The sequence below is a fragment of the Nocardia salmonicida genome (assembly GCF_036142455.1).
Lineage (GTDB): Bacteria > Actinomycetota > Actinomycetes > Mycobacteriales > Mycobacteriaceae > Nocardia > Nocardia salmonicida.
In genome coordinates this window covers 5,656,425-5,675,578 of record NZ_CP108014.1, presented here as the reverse complement: position 1 = coordinate 5,675,578, position 19,154 = coordinate 5,656,425, and the positions used below count along the sequence as shown (strand labels likewise).

The following is a 19,154-nucleotide window of genomic DNA, read 5'->3' as shown; positions in this document are numbered from 1 at the left end:
AGCGGTCCCAACTCTCGCGCGCACGGTCGTAGCGAAGGCGGAGGTACGCCCGGCGAGCGGCTCCCAGTCGGGTGCGTTTCGCGGGAATGCGGCGCGTGGGGGAGCGCTGCGGCGGGCCGGTCGGCGCCCGCAGGACCCTCGGTGCACAATGAACCCATGACCTCCTTCGGTGACCTGCTCGGACCGCAGCCGGTCCTCCTTCCCGAACTGACCGACGCCGAAGACGCCATTGCCGCGGGCACCGACCCCGTCGAGGTCGCCGCGCAATACCCGGCCGCATCGATCGCATGGGCCCAGCTGGCAGAGGCCGCTCTGAAGCGCGCCGGTGGCGAGGTGAACCACGACACCGTCGCCGCGTACGCCTTCGCCCGCACCGGTTACCACCGCGGCCTCGACCTGCTGCGTCGCAACGGCTGGAAGGGTTTCGGCCCCGTCCCGTGGAGCCACGAAGCCAACCAGGGGTTCCTGCGCAGCGTCGGCGCGCTGGCGAGCGCCGCGAAGACGATCGGCGAGACCGAGGAGTACGCCCGCTGCCTCGACCTGCTCGAAGACTGCGATCCGCGCGCGGCGAGCGAACTCGGCCTGGACTGAGTCAGCGGTCGGGTCCGAGTCGTAGGTGAGCGAACACAGGCCATTCGTCGCCGTCGCCACTCCGGTGGTCGCGGCCGCCAAGGTCAGCACCGTCGGCCGGTACCGGGCGTCGATCGAGCGCCTGCGGCTCTCGGCGGTCCCGATCATCCAGTGCGCGCTCGGCGCCGCGCTGGCCTGGTTCATCGCCCACAACCTCATCGGCCACGTCGAACCGTTCTTCGCGCCGACCGCCGCGGTGGTCTCCATCGGCGTCTCGTTCGGTGCGCGAGTGCGCCGGTCGGTGGAACTGGTGGTGGGTGTCGCGGTGGGCATCGGCATCGGTGACCTGTTCATCGCCCAGGTAGGCACCGGTGTCTGGCAGGTGGCTCTGGTGGTCGGCGGCGCTATGTCGGTGTCGATCTTTCTCGGCAGCGGCGCGCTCATGACGATCCAGGCTGCTGGTTCGGCCGTGCTGGTCTCGACCTTGAATCAGGCGCCCGGCGCGGGCCCCAACCGCATGATCGACGCCTTGATCGGCGGACTCGTCGGCGTGCTGATGGTCGCGCTGATCCCGCTGCATCCGGTGCGCCGCGCCCGCGAACATGCCGCCGACGTGCTGTCGGTGATGAGTAAATCGATGATCACCTGCGCCGAGGGCCTGCTCGAACAGAACTCGACGAAGGTGTCCGACTCGCTGTCGGCGGTGCGTGACACCCAGCCCAAGATCGACGCTCTCCGCGACGCGCTCGCGGGCGGCCGTGAGATCAGCCGCATCTCACCGCTGTACTGGAATTCCCGAAAACGCTTGGAACGCATCCACAACGCGGCCGACCCGCTCGACAACGCCGTCCGCAATACCCGTGTACTGCTTCGCCGTTCGCTCACCCTCGTCCGTGACGACGAGGTCCTCGATCCGCGCTTGATCGACCTTCTCGACCAGTTGGGCCACGCCACCGACGTGGTCCGCAAGATGATGCTCGCCGACCCGGGCGAACAACCCGATCAGGCCGAAGCCCTCAAGTCGGTGCGCAGCGTCGCCAAAGGCGCCCGCCCCGAACTCGTTGTCGGGGCGGGATTGTCGGCGCACGTGGTGTTCGCGCAGCTTCGTTCGATCGTGGTGGATCTGATGGTGGTGTGTGGGATGCAGCGCATCTCGGCGATCGCACTGCTCCCACCCACCGTGCCCAATCCGTATGTGACGCCCGAGGAGTGACTCAGTCGCCGACGGGGGAAACGCGCGGGCGTCCCGAACGCAGCGAGAAACGCTTGCGATCGAAATCCCACGCCCGGTAGATCGGCCACTGCGAGGTGTGCATGATCCAGGCGCCGGTGATCACCGCACGATGGAACGGCACGACGGCGTAGCCCTGGTTGGCGATGGTCTGTAGCCCGCGCAGCTGGTATTTCCACCACACGCTCGGCGGGGTCTTGCGGCGGCGTGCGGAGATCTCGGCCCGCAACGTCGGCAGCTGGTCGATGCGCAGCTTCGCCTTCGAGAGGCACAGCGCCAGATCGAGGTCTTCGTGCAGGTCACGGCGGGTAGTGGTGGCCGAACGCACCTGCTCCCACGCCGAGCGCCGGATCGCCATATTGGCGCCGTGCACATTGCCGACGGGCTGGCTCTTGATCAGCCCGAGCCGCTCCTGGCCGCCGATCGCGGCGGCGAGGAAGATGCCGATCGGGGAGTCGTGATAGGTGCTGATGCCGGTCACCGCCTCGGTGTCCGGGTGGGAGTCGAGGTGGGCGCGCACGGTGGCGCCCCACTCGGGGGAGACGAGGGTGTCGGCGTCGATGCGGCCGAGGATGTCGCCGCGCGCCTTGTCGAAACCGGTGTTGCGAGCGAACGCGACGCCGGGCTGCGGCTCGGAGATCAGTTCGATCTGGGGATGTCGAGCGGCTAGTTCGGCGACGATCTCGCGGGTGTCGTCGGTGCTGCCGTTGTCGACGACCACGATCTCATCGATCGCATCCTGGCTGACGAGGCGCTCGAGGCATGCGGCGATAACCGCTGCTTCGTCGAGTGTCGGGATGACGACGGACAGGACAGCGGACGATTCGGTAGAGCTCATACGCAATTTCCGTTCCAGGGTCGATTTTGACCCGAGGCTATCAACGCCAGAATCGGGTCAATTGGCCGCCGTACGCAGCCCACACCTCAGGTACCCCCGAGAGTTCGAACAATGCGTAAACACCGTTGAAGAACACCTGGTTGAGCGGCGTGAAGAAGATGACCGCGAACAGGATCAGCATGCCGTACGGCTTGAACTGATCGAGCGAGCGCCGTGTCTGGTAGCTCAGCGACGGCTCGATGATCCCGTAGCCGTCCAGCCCCGGAACCGGAAGAACGTTCAGCAGAAACGCGGTGATCTGCAAAAACGCCAGAAAACTGAGCCCGCACCAGAACGCGGCATGCTCGGTGACCGATCCGAAAGCCCGGATCACGATCAGCAGCACCACCGCGCACAGCGCGTTCGATGCCGGCCCGACCGCGCTCACCAGGCGTTGCACACTCGTCTTGAACCGTGTCGTGTCGACATACACCGCGCCGCCGGGCAAACCGATCCCGCCGAGCGCGATGAATACCAGCGGCAGGCCGATCGACAGCACCGGGTGGCTGTACTTCAGCGGATTCAGCGTGAGATACCCACGCACCTCCACTTCGTGATCGCCCGCTCGCCACGCCACGTACGCGTGGGAGAACTCGTGCAGGCACAAACTGATGATCCAGCCGAACACCACGAGCAGGAACACGCCGACCTTGGCGCGCACCGAGTCGATGTCGGCGTCCCAGGCGAGTGCACCGCCGCCCACGGTGACCAGCACGATCAGCAGGAAAACCGGGCTCGGCCGGACCGCGCTGTGCCCGGACCGCCGTTCCGAGGGGAAGGAGTAAGTCATCGCACCAGTAACCAGGGTTGTTCGAATCGATAGAACGTCGAGCGGGGAACGGTGCGTTCGGCGGTGATCCCGTCGCGGGTGACCACGGCCCGCGGCGTGCCGAGTTGGGCGGCGCGACCGGAAACCCAGGTGCGCTTGCGCAGACCTTTACGCACTCGCGCGCGGACGCCGGGCATGGTCATCGTCGGCGAGATCAGCATCGTGGTGACTTTGCCGGTGAACAGCAGCGTGTCGTCGACATAGGCTTCGCCTTCGAGCTTCTCGCCGTCGACGCCGGTGATGCTCGCGCGCCCGACCAGCACGGTGCCGGTGTCGTCACGGATCAGCGGCGTCTCGATCGCCCGGCCCTCCACCGCTCGCTTCGCGGCGCCGTTCCCGGTTCCGGTCTGATAGACCCGCGAGGCGTAGGTGGTATCGACGGGCACGAAACCGACTTCGACGTGCAACCGCTCGGTGCGCATCAAATGGGTGAGCACGGCGGCGAGCGAGGCATCGGCGCCGAGCACGATCAGGCGCGGGAGGCTGTCGGCGGCCAGCACCGGCAGCAGCTCATCGATCACCGCGACATCGGGAACCCGCCCGGTCTGGGTATTGGGTAACGAGGAGAGGGCGATCGGGACCGGCATTTCACCGCATCGGAGAACATGGGTACTCAAACTGCGGTACACCCTCCTCGGTCACGCAAACTCACTGCCGACTGGTAACCGTAACCGATCAGGGCAGGTGCGGTAGGGCGGGGTCGGCGCGCTCCGCAGGGCAGGTCGACAGGACCTGATCAGGCGTCGGCTAGACTGTGTCTCCGGCCGCCGCCTCAGTGTTAGACGCGCCAGCGTCTACGGCAGGTAGCTGCAGTGCCGCGTGCGCTGCCGTCGATCTGTAGGAGACTCCGAAATGCCGGCAATCGTCCTCATCGGTGCCCAATGGGGCGACGAGGGTAAGGGCAAAGCTACAGACCTGCTCGGTGAGCGGTTGCAGTGGGTGGTCCGATACCAAGGCGGCAACAACGCCGGTCACACGGTAGTTCTCCCCAATGGCGACAAGTTCGCGCTGCACCTGATTCCGTCCGGCATCCTCACCCCTGGCGTCAAGAACGTCATCGGTAACGGTGTCGTCGTCGATCCCGGCGTGCTGCTCGACGAACTCGCCGGTCTGGAAGAGCGCGGAGTCGATACCTCCGGCCTGCTGCTCTCCGCGGACGCGCACCTGATCATGCCGTACCACGTGGCCATCGATAAGGTCACCGAACGCTTCCTCGGCAACCGTAAGATCGGCACCACCGGTCGCGGTATCGGCCCCTGCTACCAGGACAAGGTCGCTCGCGTCGGCGTCCGCGTGGCGGATGTGCTCGACGAGAAGATCCTCACCCAGAAGGTCGAAGCCGCCCTGGAATTCAAGAACCAGGTGCTGGTCAAGATCTACAACCGCCGCGCGCTCGATCCGCAGCAGGTGGTGGACGAGGTGCTCGAGCAGGCCGAATCGTTCAAGCACCGCATCTCCGACACCCGGCTCGAGCTGAACCTGGCGCTCGAGCGCGGCGACACCGTGCTGCTGGAAGGCTCGCAGGGCACGCTGCTCGATGTCGACCACGGCACCTATCCGTTCGTCACCTCGTCCAACCCGACCGCGGGCGGGGCCGCGGTGGGTTCGGGCATCGGTCCGAACAAGATCGACACGGTGCTCGGCATCCTGAAGTGCTACACCACCCGCGTCGGCTCCGGCCCGTTCCCGACCGAGCTGTTCGACAACTTCGGTGAGTTCCTGGCCAAGAACGGCGGCGAGGTCGGTGTCACCACCGGTCGTGCGCGGCGCTGTGGTTGGTTCGACGCGGTGATCAGCCGGTACGCCACCCGCGTCAACGGCGTCACCGACTACTTCCTCACCAAGCTGGACGTGCTGTCCGGCCTGGACACGGTGCCGATCTGCGTGGCCTACGAGGTCGACGGCAAGCGGGTCGAGCAGATGCCCACCACACAGACCGGGTTCCATCACGCCAAGCCGATCTACGAGGAGCTGCCGGGTTGGTGGGAGGACATCTCCCACGCCCGCACCTTCGAGGAGCTGCCCGCCAACGCTCAGGCGTATGTGCTGCGGCTCGAAGAGCTGTCGGGTGCGCGGATCTCGTGCATCGGAGTGGGTCCGGGTCGCGACCAGACGATCGTTCGCCACGACGTGCTCGCGTGATGTGAGACCGAAGAACTAACCAGGGGTCCGGTGCCGGTTTACGGCACCGGACCTTTGTTTTGGTCGGGGTACCGGACATCTATCGCTATCAATGTGTGGCATCCGCGATCGCGGGCGTGCTCGGCAGCGGTTACGGCGCCACTGTCTGACAGTCGAACGTTCGCCGGGTAGCGTCGAGACGGGTTTCGGAGGGAGATGGACGATGGCGATGCGTAGTGTTTTCGCCGCTGCGGCGTTGCTCGCGCTGGTGGTGCTACCGGGATGCGCCGCGCCGGACGCCCCCGCCCCCTCGCCCAGTACCGCCCCGGTGACTTCGGTGTTGCCGCCCGCGCAGACGCTGGCCCCCTCGCAACAGCGCAACGAGCGCATTCGCGGGATGCTCTACAGCGCCGGTTGTACGAGTAACAGCTGCGTTCAGGCCTACTTCGCCTGTATGGACGGTTACCTCACCGGTGAGCCGTGCCAGTTCTTCCGCGACCACCCACCGCCGCCCTGATTACCTTGTGCGGGTGAGGAATTCGCCGACAGCGGGGGCGAGAACCGAGACCTTCGGGTTGTGACTCACCCCGGGGAGCTCGGCGAACTCCGCCTTCGGCAGCACAGCGGCCGCGGCCTTCGAGCCCTTGATGAGCAGTGGCGCGGTGCGCTCGCCCGCGAGGACGAGCACCGGAACCTCGACACCCTGCCAATCGGCCGGATCCAGCTTCTTGCCCTGCATGTACGGCTTCATCACCGCCCAGTCGTGGGCTGTCGAATTCGAGGTGGCCGCAAGCGTTTTCCAGAACGGCGTCACCCGCATCGCCGCCACCATGAGCAACGGCATCCCCATCGCCTTTGTCATGTAGTAGCGCACGGTTTTCCCGCGCTCACCCGCGGCGATCATCGGATGGAGTTTGACTTCCAGATCCTTCGGCGGCACATGGCCTTTCGTGTCGACCACGAACGGGGGCTCGAAAGCCACCACCTCGGTGACGCCCGGTACCGACTGCGCGGCCAGCAGTGCGAGCGCGGCGCCGGAGGACCAGCCGAACAGCGCCGCCTTCGGGCCCTCGGCCTCGACCAGCGCCGCGATATCGGCGACCTCGTTGGCCGCGTCGTACACACCGGGAGAGTCCGTGCTGTCGCCACGGCCGCGCCGGTCGTAGTTCAGCACCGTCAGCCCGTAATCGTCGGCCAGCGCCTGCGCGAGTTCGACCATCGTCGGGAACTCGCGGTAGCTGAAGGCTCCACCGATCAGGATCACGGTCCCGGCCGTCCCCTCGCCGATCCGGTCGTAGGCAATCGTGGTGCCGTCGGCCGACGTCACAGTATGCATGGGGAATTCCTCTCGATAACGGGCCGCCGCGCTCGACGGTACGCGATCGCCTCGACCGCAGGTCCGCGCGGGTTTCGCGGACCCGGCAGTTGACCACCAAGTCGGGCGAGTTCGATCTTGCTCGTTGAGACGGTGGCCGCCGAGGGAATTCATCGGTAGCGACCTGGATGTCGATCAGAACAACATCGGCTCGCCGAAACCCGGCGTCCGTTCGATCTCCAACAGCCGCGCTTTGGTGCCGATCCCGCCCGGCGCCGAGAACCCGTGCAATGCGTGATCGGCCGCGAGCACCCGGTGGCACGGAATGATGAGCGGCACCGGATTGCGTCCCAATGCTTGCCCGACGGCTTGCGCGGAGCCGGGAGCGCCGACGCGGCTCGCGATATCGCCGTAGCTGAGCGTGTGACCTGGGTCGATGTCGCGCGTCACCGCGTACACCGCGCGATGGAAGTCCGGCACACCCCGCAGATCCACCTCGATCCAGCGCAGCGAATCGAGCGCCCCGTCGAGGTGGGCGCGGATTCCCGCGATCGCCTCGACGATCACCGGCCCCGGCGCGCTCTCCGGCACCACGGACCCGTCGAACGGCCGGGTGATCCGCGCGAGGGTCTCCTCCTCGCTGGCCTCCGGCAGCTGGAACCGGACAACGGAATCACCGTGCCAGGCGATCGCGCACAGCCCGATAGCGGTGTCGAACAGTGCCGAGACCACCGTCTCGGTCTGCGTCGAGTCACTCATGATCACAGTGTGCGCCGACCCACCGACAAAGACACGCTCACGCGGCGAGCGACCCCGGCTGCGTGTCCGCCGAACCATTGTTAAGGCCAGTTTTGGGCAACTGGACTGCCTTATCGTTGACCTCGTGCGCCCGCATCGCATCGAGATCCCGGTAGAGTCGTTGCTCGTCGTAGGTGCTGAAAGCCCGGTCATGCGGCAGATATTGGAATGGCCAGAACGGCAGCTCGCCCTTCTTGGGCGAGAAGTGGTAGACCGCCAACCCGAAGGCAACGGCAACGGCGAGGGCGAGGAAAGTGGTCATGTCAGTAAGAATCCACCCACTGGCCTTGCTTAGAAATATCCACTTAGGGAATACTGGACTTTATGGCGACAAGAGTGATCGGCGCGGCAGGCTTGGCTCGCGACCTCGGCCGGTGGCGTGACCCGGAAACCGACGGCGATGCCGAACGTCGCCCGCACCGGCCCGCCTACCTGGCCTTGGCCGAGGCCATCCGGCTGCTGATCCACGACGGTCGCGCCCCGCTCGGCGTCGCGCTGCCCAGCGAGCGCGATCTGGCGGGCACGCTCGGCGTCAGCCGCACCACCATCACCTCCACGTATTCGCTGCTGCGTGAACACGGCTACCTGATCAGTCGCCAGGGTTCGCGCAGCACGGTCGCGCTACCGCCCGCGATCCAGCACGACGGAGCCAAGCCGAGCCGCGGCATCATGGCCCTGATGGCGCAGCCGGAACTGCCGACCATCGACATGACCTACGCCGCGATGCCTGCTTCGCCTGAATTGCACGATGCGTATTCCATCGCACTGCAAGGGATTCCGTCCTACCTCGGCACCCACGGTATGGACCCGGTGGGAATTCTCGCGCTGCGCGAAGCGCTGGCCCGTCGCTACACCGCCCGTGGCCTGCCGACGGAACCGGAACAGATCCTGGTGACTCTCGGTGCGCAACACGGACTTCGGCTGCTCCTCAACGTGCTCGCCTCGCCGGGCGCGCGAGTGCTGATCGAGCACCCGTCCTACCCGAACGCCATCGAGGCCATTCGCGATGTCGGCGCCCGCCCCATCCCGATCCCGCTGCGACCCGAATTCCCCGACGCCGGTTGGGATCTCGAAGGTCTGCGCAGCACCGCGCGGCAGACCGCGGCCACCCTCGCCTATTTGGTTCCCGACTTCAACAACCCCACCGGTCTGCTGCTGAACGCCGAAGGGCGCGCCGAACTGGCCGCCATCGCTCGTGACACCAGGATGACCGTCGTCGTCGACGAGTCGATGGGCGAACTGAACCTGTCGGACGCGACGATGCCCCCGCCGGTCGCCGCGTTCGCGAAAGGCTCCGAGATCGTCACGATCGGTTCGGCGTCGAAGTCGTTCTGGGGTGGCCTGCGCGTCGGCTGGATCCGCACCAATCAACCCCTGATCGCCAAGCTGCTCGGCATCCGCTCCACCGTCGACCTCGGCACCCCGGTGATGGACCAGCTCGCCACCGTCCACCTGCTCGAGAACGCCGAACCGATCCTCGAGCGCCGCCGCGAACAGCTACGCACCCAGCGCACCGCTCTGCTCGACGCTGTCGCCGAAGACCTCCCCGGCTGGCACATCGCGGTCGGCGCGGGCGGCATGTCGGTGTGGGCCCAGCTGCCGAGCCCGGTCTCCACCGCGCTGGCCGCCACCGCCCCCAATCACGGTGTACTACTCGCCGCCGGGCCACGTTTCGGCGTCCAAGGCGCCTTCGAACGTTTCGTCCGACTGCCCTACACCCACCCCGCGGCCGACCTGCGTATCGCCGTAAAATCCATCGCCGCCGCCTACGACGCCCTCACCCCGCGCGCCGCAGACCCACTCCAACCGCTCACCTGCTACTGAACGCGCACGGGTTGTGCCCGGTGGACGCGGGCTCCGGGCGGACGGTCTCGTACCCCGCCCCGAACATGAACAGCACCGCGAGCACCGAACCCACCGCCGTCAGCGGCACCGCGACGGCGCTGCGTTCGGACGGATAGCGGAAAAACAGCACCAGCAGGCACAGCAGCGAGATCGCGGCGGCCAGCAGTAGCCCGGTCGCGAGCCCGTTCAGCACGGTCACCATCACCGGTACCGGTGCCTCGGTGTGGCAATGGGTTTCGGCGATCTGCGCTCTACGGGTGTCGAACAATCCCTCGGCCAGGATGAAGCACAGCACCGCGGCGCCGAAGGTGGTGGCCGCGATGAGGGCGGCGAGCACCTTCGGTGGCGTTCGATCGGTTCGGATCCTCGGCCTGTCGTCGATAGTGGAAAACTTTACCGACGACAGGCCGACAAATCAGTCAGCCCAGACCGTTTCGATCGGTGTCGCGACGTTCGGCGGGGGAGTGGGCGTGCCGCCCGGCGTGCGTGAGAACCGCGGCGCCGGCGCGTGCTGCACCACACCGTCGATCTCGATCAGGCCGGTACGGGCCACGATATGCGGGTTCTCGGTGGCCTCGGTGAAGGTCAGCACGGGCGTGGTGCAGGCGTCGGTGCCGTCGAAGATCGCGGCCCACTCGTCGCGGGTCTTCGTCAGGAACTTGTCGGTGAACAACTTGCGCAGCTGCTCCTGACCGTTCGGGTCGATCTGCATCGGCAGACCTTCGGGATCGATCTCCAGCCCCGCCAGCAGCTCGGCGTAGAACTGCGGCTCGATCGCGCCGACGGCCATGTACTTGCCGTCGGAGGTCTCGTAGGTGTCGTAGAACGCCATGCCGGTATCGAGCAGATTGGTGCCGCGCTCGTCGGACCACAGGCCGACCCCGCGCATGCCCCAGATCATGTGCGAAAGGGAAAGCGCCCCATCGATCATCGCGGCGTCGATCACCTGGCCCTTGCCGGAACTCTGCCGCTCCACCAGCGCGGCGAGCACGCCGAACACCAGGAACATCGAGCCGCCGCCGAAGTCGCCGACCATGTTCAGCGGCGGTACCGGCCGCTCGCCCTTGCGCCCGATGGCATTGAGCACGCCGGTGAGCGAGATGTAGTTGATGTCGTGTCCCGCGCGATCGGCGAGCGGGCCGTGCTGGCCCCAGCCGGTCATCCGGCCGTACACCAGGCGCGGGTTGCGGGCCAGCACATCATCGGGCCCGAGGCCCATGCGCTCGGTGACGCCGGGACGGAAGCCCTCGAGCAGCACGTCGGCCTTCTCGACCAGGTCGAGGATCTTGGCGACGTCGGCGGGGTCCTTCAGATTCGCCTCGACGATCGTTCGCCCACGCCACTGCGGGCGCTCCATGAAGCCGGGCAGCTGGTTCGGGCGCTGCACGCGCACCACGTCGGCGCCGAGGTCGGCCAGTAGTAGCGCGGCGTGCGGGCCAGGCCCGATGCCTGCCAACTCGATGACCTTGATGCCCGCAAGGGGCCCCTGCTTGGCGGTGGACTCCGTGCTCACGCGGTGACCTCAGTTCGTTGTCGAACGGTATTGACACTTTGACAATAGCGTTGGGGTGGCGGCTCGAGTAGAGCATGGGCGAGAATTCGCACGAGCGCGACTCGGCGCGGCAACGGGAGGACCCGGTAGTGGGCGTGTGGGGTGAGGTCCTTGTCGGCCTCGTCATTCTGGTCGGCATCGTCGGCGTGATCGTTCCGATTCTGCCGGGGGTGATCCTCGTCTTCGCGGCGATCGCGGTGTGGGCGTTCATGACCGGCGGCGCGACGGCCTGGACGGTGCTCGCGGTCGCGACCGTCGCGCTGGTGCTCTCCGGCGTCGTGAAGTACACCTGGCCGGGAAAGCGGATGCGCGAAGCCGGGGTGTCGAACCGTGCGCTGCTGGTCGGAGGGGTGCTCGGGATCGTCGGCTTCTTCGTGATCCCGATCGTCGGCCTGTTCATCGGCTTCGTGCTCGGCGTCTACCTGGCCGAGCTGTACCGCTTGAAGACCAACGACCTGGCGTGGCCCGCGACGGTGCACGCGCTCAAGGGCGTCGGCCTGTCGATGCTGGTGGAGCTGTTCGGCGCGCTGATCGCCGCCGGCGTATGGCTCACCGGCGCGATGGTGAGCTGATCTATTCGATCACCGGCAGCGGGCGGGTGTGCTCGTCCGCACCGGGCAGTTGGTTGCGCGGGATCGGAATGGTCGGGTTCTCGGCACGCGGGAGCGGCACCGGTTCGCGGCGCACCGCGGGCAGCCGGTAGAACTCGCGGGCGTTGTCCTCGAGGACCGCGTGCATATCCGCGCCGACCACCTGGCAGATCAGGTCCACATCGCGCTCCTCGAACGGTCTCCCGGCGCGCGTGCCGGGCAGATCGCTGCCGAACATCAACGCACCCGGGTTGACCGTGTGGATGCGACGCAGGGTCTCGGCCACATCCATCTCGACCCGCCCGAACCCGGTCGCCTTCACCCTGGCGCCGCGGTCGACCAGGTCGAGCAGGTACGGCAGACCCTCCTCGGACATACCGAGATGGTCGATCGAGAGCGCGGGCAGTTTCGAGATCACCGGTTGCAGCGAGGCCAACATCTGACCGTCGATGTAGAGCTCGACGTGCCAACCCACCAGTTCGTGCGCGCGCAACGCCTGCAACGTCATCTCGGTGATGTCGGCGGCGGCGCGCTTGAGATTGAACCGCAGGGCCCGCACGCCGGCTCGGTCCAGCTCGAGGATCTCGTCGTCGGTGGCATCGAGATCGAGACGGGTCACGCCGACCCAGTCGGGACCGAGCGCGGACAGAGCTGCCTTCAGATACGTCTGATCAGCGCCTTGGAAAGACGCGCTGACGACAGCACCGCCGCGAACCTCGAAGTGCGCCATACGCTTTCGATAGTCATCGATCACGTAGGGCTCGGGTAGATAGCCTTCGTTCTCGATCAGCGGAAACCGCGGATCGATGATGTGGACGTGGGCATCGAACACCAGTACAGAATGCCCTATCTCGGGAGCGGCGGCAGCTCAGGCCTTGTTCGGCTCGGACGCGCGCAGCATGTCCTCGCGCTCGACGACCTTCACGCGCTCACGGCCTTCGGGCTCGCCGAGGGCGCGCTCGTGGGCGTCGAGGCGGTACCAGCCCGCCCAGGTGGTGAACGGGATGCCCTTGCCCTCGAGGAACTCGGTGACGGCGTCGAGCTCGGGCTTCGGCGCGGGGGCGAAGCCCTTGGCGTCGTCGAGCAGGCAGGCGATGGTCTCGTTGGCGTCGCCCTTGGTGTGGCCGATGAGGCCGACCGGGCCGCGCTTGATCCAGCCGGTCACGTAGGTGGCAGGCATGAACCGGGCGTCGCCCTCGGCGGTGTCGTCGGAGATCACGCGGCCTGCCTCGTTGGGCACCGTGCCCGCCTGATCGTCGAACGGCAGCTGGGTGACGTTCTGCGAGAGGTAGCCGACGGCGCGGTACACGGCCTGGATGTCCCAGTCGGTGAAGTTGCCGGTGCCCTTGACGTTGCCGGTGCCGTCGAGCTGGGTGCGTTCGGTCTTCAGGCCGACGACCTTGCCGTCGGCGCCGAGGATCTCCGAGGGCGATTCGAAGAAGTGCAGGAACAGCTTGTGCGGGCGGTCGCCGTGATCGCGGATGGCCCACTGCTCCAAGGTGTTGGCGACCATGTCGACCTGCTTGGAGTTACGGCGCGCGGCTTCGGAGCCCTCGTCGTAGTCGATGTCTTCGGGGTTGACGATGACCTCGATCGTCGGCGAGTGATCCAGTTCGCGCAGCTCGAGGGGCGTGAACTTGGCCTGCGCGGGGCCACGACGACCGAACACGTGGACCTCGATGGCCTTGTTGCCCTTGAGGCCTTCGTAGACGTTCGGCGGGATCTCGGTCGGCAGCAGCTCGTCACCGGTCTTGGCGAGCACGCGCGCGACGTCGAGGGCGACGTTGCCGACACCGAGGACGGCGACCTTCTCGGCCTCGAGGGGCCACGAACGCGGGACATCCGGGTGGCCGTCGTACCAGGACACGAAGTCGGCGGCACCGTAGGAACCGTCGAGGTCGATGCCGGGGATGGCCAGGGCGCGGTCGGCGTTGGCGCCGGTGGAGAAGATGACCGCGTCGTAGAACTGGCGCAGGTCGTCGAGGGTGATGTCGGTGCCGTAGTCGATGTTGCCGAGCAGGCGGACCTGGTCCTTGTCGAGGACCTTGTGCAGGGCGGTGATGATGCCCTTGATGCGCGGGTGGTCGGGGGCGACGCCGTAGCGGATCAGGCCGAAGGGCGCGGGCATGCGCTCGTAGAGGTCGATGCTCACGTCGGCATCGGACTTCATCAACGCGTCGGCGGCGTAGATACCGGCCGGTCCCGCACCCACGATCGCAATGCGAAGTGGGCGAGTCGCTGCACTCTGTTCGGTCATTTCTACGCGCACCCTTTGGTCGAGAACTGATTTGACGGCGTCAACTTAGCTTAGGCTAAGTCGCCGTTTCGGCTTACCGGCAGCTGCCGAGTTGCGGCAGCAGGCCGCAATCACGTGTGATTCTAGCTGCGACGCATATGGCATCCAGGGGCGCGGTGTGGCTGCCCGCACGGTTGTTTTTCCTGTCAGGATTACAGCTTGACATCGTCCTGGCCATGAAGAACCGGGATCCCCACCCTCGCGGGTCGGGTTTTCTGCTTCATCGACGACTGCCCGCCCGGAGGGTTCCGTTGAGGTCTCACACCATCTCCACAGACTGTCACCGCCAGCCCGGCGGCCAAAATATTCTTCGCGGCGTTCACATCCCGATCATGTCGGACACCGCAACCACACACCCATCCACGCACCTCGAGCGGCATCTTGTTCCGCAGGACACCACACGCCGAGCACAGCTTCGACGAGGGATACCAGCGATCTATTGCAACCACTTCGCGGCCGTACCAGTTGGCTTTGTACTCCAGCATCGACCGGAAATTCGACCACGACGCATCCGAGATCGCTCGCGCGAGCGAGTGATCTCGGATCATGTTGCGGACGGTCAAGTCCTCGATCACGAGCGTTTGGTTCTCACGCACGAGCCGAGTAGTGATCTTGTGCAGGTAGTCGCGTCTGCGGTCGGCGATGCGAGCGTGGACGCGAGCGACTTTGCGCCGAGCCTTGGCTCGGTTGGCTGAGCCCTTCTCCTTGCGGGACAAGTTGCGCTGAGCTTTCGCCAATCGGGCACGGTCAGCGCGTTCGTGGCGCGGGTTGGTGATCTTCTCGCCGCTCGACAGGGTGAGCAAATGAGTCAGCCCGGCGTCGATCCCGACCACCTGATCGGTGCGAGGCAGCGATCCCACCGTGGGGTCCTCGCACAGCAAGGACACGAACCAGCGCCCGGCCGCGTCTCGCGACACCGTCACCGAGGAGGGATCGCCGGGCAGCCCGCGCGACCAGACGATATCGAGCGGTTCGCTCATCTTCGCCAAGGTCAGTTTCCCGGTACTCCATCGGAACCCTGACCGGGTGTACTCGGCACTGGGCCTGGACTTCTTACGGGATTTGAAGCGCGGATACCTCGCCCGTTTGGCCCAAAAGCTGGCGAACGCGGCTTGCAGGTGCCGCAACGACTGCTGCAACGGCACCGACGAAACCTCACCTAAGTAGGCGAGGTCTTCGCCGCGTTTCCATTCGGTCAGCATCGCCGACGTGGCGTTGTAGTTGACCCGCTCGCCCCGCTGCCACGCGGCAGTCCGGGCTTCGAGCGCGAGGTTGTATACCTTGCGTACACATCCGAAGGTTCGTTCCAACTCAGCGGCTTGCTCCGGGGTCGGGCGAAACCGGTACTTGAAAGCCCGCTTCACCACCTCGCTCATGCCTCACAAATTAACATGCTTGTTCGTAAACTGACTTTCCGAAAGGAGGAGTAGCGCTGGGCGCGCCAGGCATCAACTTGTCGTGCTCCTGCCGGTCATGGATGACCGCGCTTCCGCGCTACGGCACCCAATGAACGAGGAGCAAACAGGCTCGGATGACCAGCCCGTAGTGGTGGATCAGACCGACAAGCGTTCCATCGTCCCGTTCGTCGCGGCCGCGGTGATCGCGATCATCGTGCTCATCGGCATCGTGGCGGGCGGACTGCTCTCGCCCGCTGAGAAAAATGTCACAGAGGCCGACCGTCTCGCGGCCGCTGTCACCAACTATATCGACGCCCGCTCGCGCAGCGATCTGCGTCCGCCGACCGGTGTGGCCTGCCCCGGCTTCGACGAAGAGTCCTCCGGCCTCGACGAACGGCTGGGTGGCCCGAAATCGGTTGTCACGATCGACGGCAAGGGTTTCGAGAACGCGACCGTGAACGGCGACCGCGCGAAAATCGACGCGACCGTGGTGGTCGACGGCAAACCGGCCACGATCAACTGGAAACTGACCAGCGTCGACGGCGCGTGGCTGGTGTGCACTTTCTGAATCGTTTGACACGGTGACCTGTGCCGAGGCAATCTCAGATCGCAAGGTCATGAGTGCCAGCGTCAAGCCCCGGCTCGCTGGTCGGCAACCCTCCTCCGCGGTGGGGTGCTCCGGGTGACGACCTGGCCGTGTGTTCGGGGACTTCCGGCACGGCAAGAGCGGATTCACGCAGGAGGATCGACATGACTTACGCCGGCGACATCACCCCTGAGAAGGCGTGGGAGCTGCTCACCGAGCACCCCGGCGCCGTCCTGATCGACGTGCGCACCGAAGGCGAGTGGGCGAACATCGGCATCCCCGACACCAGCTCCATCGAACGCCCGGCCCATTTCATCGAATGGGTCGACGGCACCGGCACGCGCAACCCGGAGTTCGGCGTGCAGCTGGAGAAGGCACTCGCCGGTCGCCCCGACGACGCACCGGTGGTGTTCCTGTGTCGCTCCGGCCAGCGTTCCGCGCACGCGGCGAACCTGGCGACGGCGGCGGGCGTGGCACCGTCCTACAACGTGCTCGACGGTTTCGAAGGTGGTCCCGACGCGTTCGGTCAGCGCGGCAGCACCGGTTGGCGCGCCGTCGGCCTGCCGTGGCGTCAGGCATAAGGAGAAAAGCATGATCACCGGTGGTTCGTTCGACAAGCCACTGCCAGAGGGCGTCGGTCCGGGCACGCTCGGCGTGCGCGGTGGCCTGCGCCGTTCCGGTTTCGACGAGACGTCCGAGGCGCTGTATCTGACCTCGGGTTTCGTCTACGAGAACGCCGAAGCCGCCGAAGCCGCGTTCACCGGCGACGTCGAGCACTTCGTCTACTCCCGCTTCGGCAACCCGACCGTGGCGATGTTCGAGGAGCGCATCCGCCTGCTCGACGGCGCCGAAGCGGCCTTCGCGACCGCGTCCGGTATGTCGGCGGTGTTCACCGCGCTCGGCGCGCTGCTGAAGGCGGGCGACCGTCTCGTCGCCGCCCGCAGCCTGTTCGGTTCCTGTTTCGTGGTCTGCAACGAGATCCTCCCGCGCTGGGGCATCGAAACCATCTTCGTCGACGGTGACGACCTCGACCAGTGGGAACAGGCTCTCTCCGTCCCCACCCAGGCCGTCTTCTTCGAGACCCCCGCCAACCCGATGCAGACCCTCGTCGACGTCCGCAAGGTCACCGAGCTCGCCCACGCCGCGGGCGCGAAGGTGGTGCTGGACAACGTCTTCGCCACCCCCCTGCTCCAGCGCGGCTTCGAGCTCGGCGCCGATGTGGTCGTCTACTCCGGCACCAAGCACATCGACGGCCAGGGCCGCGTCCTCGGCGGCGCCATCCTCGGCGCCAAGGACTACATCGACGGCCCCGTCAAAACCCTGATGCGCCACACGGGCCCGGCCTTGAGCCCCTTCAACGCCTGGACCTTGCTCAAAGGCCTGGAAACCATGCCGTTGCGCGTCCGCCACTCCACCGAGTCGGCCCTGCGAGTGGCCGAGTTCCTGGAGACCAAGAACTCGATCGACTGGGTGAAATACCCCTTCCTGGAATCACATCCACAGCACGCCCTCGCCAAGGAACAGATGACCGGCGGCGGCACAGTCGTCACCTTCGCCCTCAACGGCGACGACGGCAAGAAGCGAGCCTTCGAGGTCCTCAACCGCCTCCGCATCATCGACATCTCCAACAACCTCGGCGACGCCAAAACCATGATCACCCACCCCGCCACCACCACCCACCGAGCCATGGGCCCGGAAGGCCGTGCCTCGATCGGCTTGTCCGACGGCGTAGTCCGCATCTCGGTCGGCCTGGAAGACCTCGAGGATCTCCTCGGCGACCTCGACCACGCCCTGAGCTAGCTCCGGGTTCGACGACCAAAGTCGTTCGCTGTCAAGGATTTACACTGCGAGCATGACTGCTGGGGGAGTCGCGCAGCCTGCGACGTTCTACTACCCGTCGATCCCGCGTTCGATGGCGATGATCACGCTTTCGGCCGTGTTCGTCGCGCTCGGCGTTTGGATCGTGTTGTCCGATGATGCACCGTTGGTGCCGCTCATCGCAGGGGTGCTGTGCATACCGCTCGGACTCGGCGCCGGGCTCGTCTTCGTCGGCCGACTGATCTGGCGTCGACCGGAACTGGTATTGACCGACGATGGACTGGACCATCGCCAGTCCGGTCGGTTCGCCTGGGACGAAGTGGCTTACGCGCGCGTATTCGTCCAGCGAACCTCGGCCCTGTCCAAGGTGCGCTACGTCCAGCTCGGCCTCCACGACCCGGAGGCATACTTCGCGCGAAGTTCCCGGCGAATTCGGCTGCTGGCCAAGCTGAATCAGAAGCTCGGTTACGGCGCAGTGAACCTGCCGGAATCGATGCTGGGCGCGTCAGCGGAACAGGTACTGACCGCAATGCGCCACTATCGACCGACCCTGATCATCCTCCCGTAGCTACGGGCACAACCGATTTCTACGAAGTGAAACTGGACGGTGAGGACTGATGGGTAACAATTCGCGACCGCCTACTCGGCTCAGAAGGGCACTGTGGTCGGCAATCTCACTTGCCGCGACATCGATGATCGCGACCGGGTGCATGACGGCGGACAGCGACTCGCAGCAGTGCGAAGTGACGACGGCGAAGCTGGAAACCGAAGAGTCCGAGCGCGAGACCAGGGCAGCGATCGAAAAGGCTGACTCGTTGCCCGCGGGCTATTGCCTGTACAACGTGAGCATCAACAAGAACGACGAGAAGGGCGTCCTGGGTGTGAACATCTACCTCTCGGTCGCCGACTCCAAAGGCAAGCTGGATGACCTGCGACCTGCGGCGACCGCGATTGCGCACGTGGTCAAGACGATGCCCTACGATTTTCCGGTCGCCGACCTGTATGTGTCGAACCTGACGCCCGAGAACAGCTCGAAAAACTATGCGGGAATCCTCGCCGAGGAATTCTACAAGCGGCCATGGGACGGCTCGCCGTCACACGAAGCAGAGTTGGCATCGTGGGTCCCATGGCATGCGATCCCGCAATAGCGCGCACCTGAGCGTAGAACTAGCCCACGAAACCTGGCCGAAAGCGGACGCGTTCGGCCAGGGTGTTTCCGGCCGGGCGGGACTTTCGGGGCGCCAGAGTGCTCAGCCCGGGTGCGCAGGCGCGGGGCCAGGTCTCGCTCGGAGAGGTCGAGGAATCGGAGTTGGTCTCACTACCTCGTCG

General features: G+C 66.1%; 22 protein-coding genes and 1 riboswitch. Of the genes, 11 read left to right on the top strand and 11 right to left on the bottom strand.

What is annotated here, in order from left to right; genetic code table 11:
* Positions 1-156 precede the first annotated feature (156 nt).
* Together OHS03_RS26620 and OHS03_RS26615 are read left to right on the top strand one after the other, a co-directional pair.
* Positions 157-591, top strand: coding sequence for a DUF3151 domain-containing protein (locus OHS03_RS26620; RefSeq protein WP_301903947.1), 435 nt, complete (start codon positions 157-159; stop codon positions 589-591).
* Between the two features lie 25 nt (positions 592-616).
* On the top strand, positions 617-1,783 hold the full coding sequence (locus OHS03_RS26615; RefSeq protein ID WP_194827061.1) for an FUSC family protein: 1,167 nt from the start codon (positions 617-619) through the stop codon (positions 1,781-1,783).
* Position 1,784: 1 nt separating this feature from the next.
* On the opposite strand, the gene OHS03_RS26610 is transcribed toward OHS03_RS26615, so the two are convergent.
* From OHS03_RS26610 to OHS03_RS26600, 3 genes are read right to left on the bottom strand one after another with little or no spacing between them, the layout of a single operon-like run.
* On the bottom strand, positions 1,785-2,639 hold the full coding sequence (locus OHS03_RS26610; RefSeq protein ID WP_328657858.1) for a glycosyltransferase family 2 protein: 855 nt from the start codon (positions 2,637-2,639) through the stop codon (positions 1,785-1,787).
* Between the two features lie 40 nt (positions 2,640-2,679).
* Positions 2,680-3,468: a site-2 protease family protein gene (locus OHS03_RS26605; protein ID WP_062991737.1), complete on the bottom strand. Its 789-nt coding sequence runs from the start codon at positions 3,466-3,468 to the stop codon at positions 2,680-2,682.
* Positions 3,465-4,094 (bottom strand): hypothetical protein, encoded by a 630-nt coding sequence (locus OHS03_RS26600; protein ID WP_084504760.1) that lies wholly within the window; start codon positions 4,092-4,094, stop codon positions 3,465-3,467. The genes OHS03_RS26605 and OHS03_RS26600 overlap by 4 nt, the downstream gene beginning before the upstream one ends.
* Before the next feature lie 265 nt (positions 4,095-4,359).
* Between OHS03_RS26600 and OHS03_RS26595 the strand changes: the two genes are divergently transcribed.
* Both OHS03_RS26595 and OHS03_RS26590 read left to right on the top strand, forming a co-directional pair.
* Entirely contained in the window at positions 4,360-5,649 is a 1,290-nt protein-coding gene (locus OHS03_RS26595; protein WP_301903942.1) for an adenylosuccinate synthase, read from the top strand.
* A gap of 202 nt (positions 5,650-5,851) precedes the next feature.
* On the top strand, positions 5,852-6,145 hold the full coding sequence (locus OHS03_RS26590) for a hypothetical protein (RefSeq protein ID WP_328657856.1): 294 nt from the start codon (positions 5,852-5,854) through the stop codon (positions 6,143-6,145).
* On the opposite strand, the gene OHS03_RS26585 is transcribed toward OHS03_RS26590, so the two are convergent.
* The 3 genes from OHS03_RS26585 to OHS03_RS26575 form a co-directional block, all read right to left on the bottom strand.
* Positions 6,146-6,964 carry an alpha/beta fold hydrolase gene (locus OHS03_RS26585; RefSeq protein WP_328657854.1) on the bottom strand — a complete coding sequence of 273 codons (819 nt, stop codon included), beginning with the start codon at positions 6,962-6,964 and terminating at the stop codon, positions 6,146-6,148. It abuts the gene before it with no gap.
* A gap of 174 nt (positions 6,965-7,138) precedes the next feature.
* A complete protein-coding gene (locus tag OHS03_RS26580) occupies positions 7,139-7,702 on the bottom strand; it encodes a methylated-DNA--[protein]-cysteine S-methyltransferase (protein ID WP_328657851.1) in 564 nt (187 codons plus the stop codon).
* 37 nt (positions 7,703-7,739) lie between these two features.
* The gene (locus tag OHS03_RS26575; protein ID WP_328657850.1) at positions 7,740-8,003 is read right to left on the bottom strand and encodes a hypothetical protein; all 264 of its coding nucleotides are present in this window, start codon (positions 8,001-8,003) and stop codon (positions 7,740-7,742) included.
* Positions 8,004-8,065: 62 nt separating this feature from the next.
* On the opposite strand from OHS03_RS26575, the gene yczR reads away from it, so the two are divergent.
* Positions 8,066-9,565 carry a MocR-like transcription factor YczR gene (gene yczR / locus OHS03_RS26570; protein WP_328657848.1) on the top strand — a complete coding sequence of 500 codons (1,500 nt, stop codon included), beginning with the start codon at positions 8,066-8,068 and terminating at the stop codon, positions 9,563-9,565.
* On the opposite strand, the gene OHS03_RS26565 is transcribed toward yczR, so the two are convergent.
* Both OHS03_RS26565 and OHS03_RS26560 read right to left on the bottom strand, forming a co-directional pair.
* Complete coding sequence (locus OHS03_RS26565; protein WP_328657846.1) at positions 9,552-9,923, bottom strand: hypothetical protein; 372 nt, start codon at positions 9,921-9,923, stop codon at positions 9,552-9,554. The genes yczR and OHS03_RS26565 overlap by 14 nt on opposite strands.
* Positions 9,924-10,001: 78 nt before the next feature.
* The gene (locus tag OHS03_RS26560) at positions 10,002-11,099 is read right to left on the bottom strand and encodes a CaiB/BaiF CoA transferase family protein (RefSeq protein WP_056823339.1); all 1,098 of its coding nucleotides are present in this window, start codon (positions 11,097-11,099) and stop codon (positions 10,002-10,004) included.
* A gap of 128 nt (positions 11,100-11,227) precedes the next feature.
* Between OHS03_RS26560 and OHS03_RS26555 the strand changes: the two genes are divergently transcribed.
* Complete coding sequence (locus tag OHS03_RS26555; protein ID WP_328664408.1) at positions 11,228-11,710, top strand: DUF456 domain-containing protein; 483 nt, start codon at positions 11,228-11,230, stop codon at positions 11,708-11,710.
* 1 nt (position 11,711) lies between these two features.
* On the opposite strand, the gene OHS03_RS26550 is transcribed toward OHS03_RS26555, so the two are convergent.
* The 3 genes from OHS03_RS26550 to OHS03_RS26540 all read right to left on the bottom strand — a co-directional run bounded on the left by OHS03_RS26550 (position 11,712) and on the right by OHS03_RS26540 (position 15,400).
* Positions 11,712-12,560 carry an amidohydrolase family protein gene (locus tag OHS03_RS26550; protein WP_328657843.1) on the bottom strand — a complete coding sequence of 283 codons (849 nt, stop codon included), beginning with the start codon at positions 12,558-12,560 and terminating at the stop codon, positions 11,712-11,714.
* Positions 12,561-12,596: 36 nt separating this feature from the next.
* On the bottom strand, positions 12,597-13,985 hold the full coding sequence (locus OHS03_RS26545) for an FAD-dependent oxidoreductase (protein ID WP_328657842.1): 1,389 nt from the start codon (positions 13,983-13,985) through the stop codon (positions 12,597-12,599).
* Between the two features lie 191 nt (positions 13,986-14,176).
* A complete protein-coding gene (locus OHS03_RS26540; protein ID WP_328657840.1) occupies positions 14,177-15,400 on the bottom strand; it encodes an RNA-guided endonuclease InsQ/TnpB family protein in 1,224 nt (407 codons plus the stop codon).
* Between the two features lie 172 nt (positions 15,401-15,572).
* Between OHS03_RS26540 and OHS03_RS26535 the strand changes: the two genes are divergently transcribed.
* From OHS03_RS26535 to OHS03_RS26515, 5 genes are all read left to right on the top strand, one after another.
* Positions 15,573-15,989, top strand: a complete 417-nt coding sequence (locus OHS03_RS26535; RefSeq protein WP_328657838.1) for an Rv0361 family membrane protein — start codon at positions 15,573-15,575, stop codon at positions 15,987-15,989.
* A gap of 45 nt (positions 15,990-16,034) precedes the next feature.
* A riboswitch (SAM riboswitch) is annotated at positions 16,035-16,154 on the top strand.
* 17 nt (positions 16,155-16,171) lie between these two features.
* Entirely contained in the window at positions 16,172-16,588 is a 417-nt protein-coding gene (locus OHS03_RS26530) for a rhodanese-like domain-containing protein (protein WP_301903931.1), read from the top strand.
* A 10-nt stretch (positions 16,589-16,598) separates the two neighbouring features.
* The gene (locus OHS03_RS26525; protein WP_328657837.1) at positions 16,599-17,807 is read left to right on the top strand and encodes an O-succinylhomoserine sulfhydrylase; all 1,209 of its coding nucleotides are present in this window, start codon (positions 16,599-16,601) and stop codon (positions 17,805-17,807) included.
* A 52-nt stretch (positions 17,808-17,859) separates the two neighbouring features.
* The gene (locus OHS03_RS26520) at positions 17,860-18,393 is read left to right on the top strand and encodes an STM3941 family protein (protein WP_328657835.1); all 534 of its coding nucleotides are present in this window, start codon (positions 17,860-17,862) and stop codon (positions 18,391-18,393) included.
* 142 nt (positions 18,394-18,535) lie between these two features.
* Positions 18,536-18,973 carry a hypothetical protein gene (locus OHS03_RS26515; protein WP_328657833.1) on the top strand — a complete coding sequence of 146 codons (438 nt, stop codon included), beginning with the start codon at positions 18,536-18,538 and terminating at the stop codon, positions 18,971-18,973.
* Positions 18,974-19,154 lie beyond the last annotated feature (181 nt).

Coding starts and splice junctions, on each gene's coding strand:
- OHS03_RS26620 (WP_301903947.1), top strand. CDS start 157: ATGACCTCCTTCGGTGACCTGCTCGGACCGCAGCCGGTCCTCCTTCCC.
- OHS03_RS26610 (WP_328657858.1), bottom strand. CDS start 2,639: ATGAGCTCTACCGAATCGTCCGCTGTCCTGTCCGTCGTCATCCCGACA.
- OHS03_RS26605 (WP_062991737.1), bottom strand. CDS start 3,468: ATGACTTACTCCTTCCCCTCGGAACGGCGGTCCGGGCACAGCGCGGTC.
- OHS03_RS26600 (WP_084504760.1), bottom strand. CDS start 4,094: ATGCCGGTCCCGATCGCCCTCTCCTCGTTACCCAATACCCAGACCGGG.
- OHS03_RS26595 (WP_301903942.1), top strand. CDS start 4,360: ATGCCGGCAATCGTCCTCATCGGTGCCCAATGGGGCGACGAGGGTAAG.
- OHS03_RS26590 (WP_328657856.1), top strand. CDS start 5,852: ATGGCGATGCGTAGTGTTTTCGCCGCTGCGGCGTTGCTCGCGCTGGTG.
- OHS03_RS26585 (WP_328657854.1), bottom strand. CDS start 6,964: ATGCATACTGTGACGTCGGCCGACGGCACCACGATTGCCTACGACCGG.
- OHS03_RS26580 (WP_328657851.1), bottom strand. CDS start 7,702: ATGAGTGACTCGACGCAGACCGAGACGGTGGTCTCGGCACTGTTCGAC.
- OHS03_RS26575 (WP_328657850.1), bottom strand. CDS start 8,003: ATGACCACTTTCCTCGCCCTCGCCGTTGCCGTTGCCTTCGGGTTGGCG.
- yczR (WP_328657848.1), top strand. CDS start 8,066: ATGGCGACAAGAGTGATCGGCGCGGCAGGCTTGGCTCGCGACCTCGGC.
- OHS03_RS26545 (WP_328657842.1), bottom strand. CDS start 13,985: ATGACCGAACAGAGTGCAGCGACTCGCCCACTTCGCATTGCGATCGTG.
- OHS03_RS26540 (WP_328657840.1), bottom strand. CDS start 15,400: ATGAGCGAGGTGGTGAAGCGGGCTTTCAAGTACCGGTTTCGCCCGACC.
- OHS03_RS26530 (WP_301903931.1), top strand. CDS start 16,172: ATGACTTACGCCGGCGACATCACCCCTGAGAAGGCGTGGGAGCTGCTC.
- OHS03_RS26525 (WP_328657837.1), top strand. CDS start 16,599: ATGATCACCGGTGGTTCGTTCGACAAGCCACTGCCAGAGGGCGTCGGT.
- OHS03_RS26520 (WP_328657835.1), top strand. CDS start 17,860: ATGACTGCTGGGGGAGTCGCGCAGCCTGCGACGTTCTACTACCCGTCG.
- OHS03_RS26515 (WP_328657833.1), top strand. CDS start 18,536: ATGACGGCGGACAGCGACTCGCAGCAGTGCGAAGTGACGACGGCGAAG.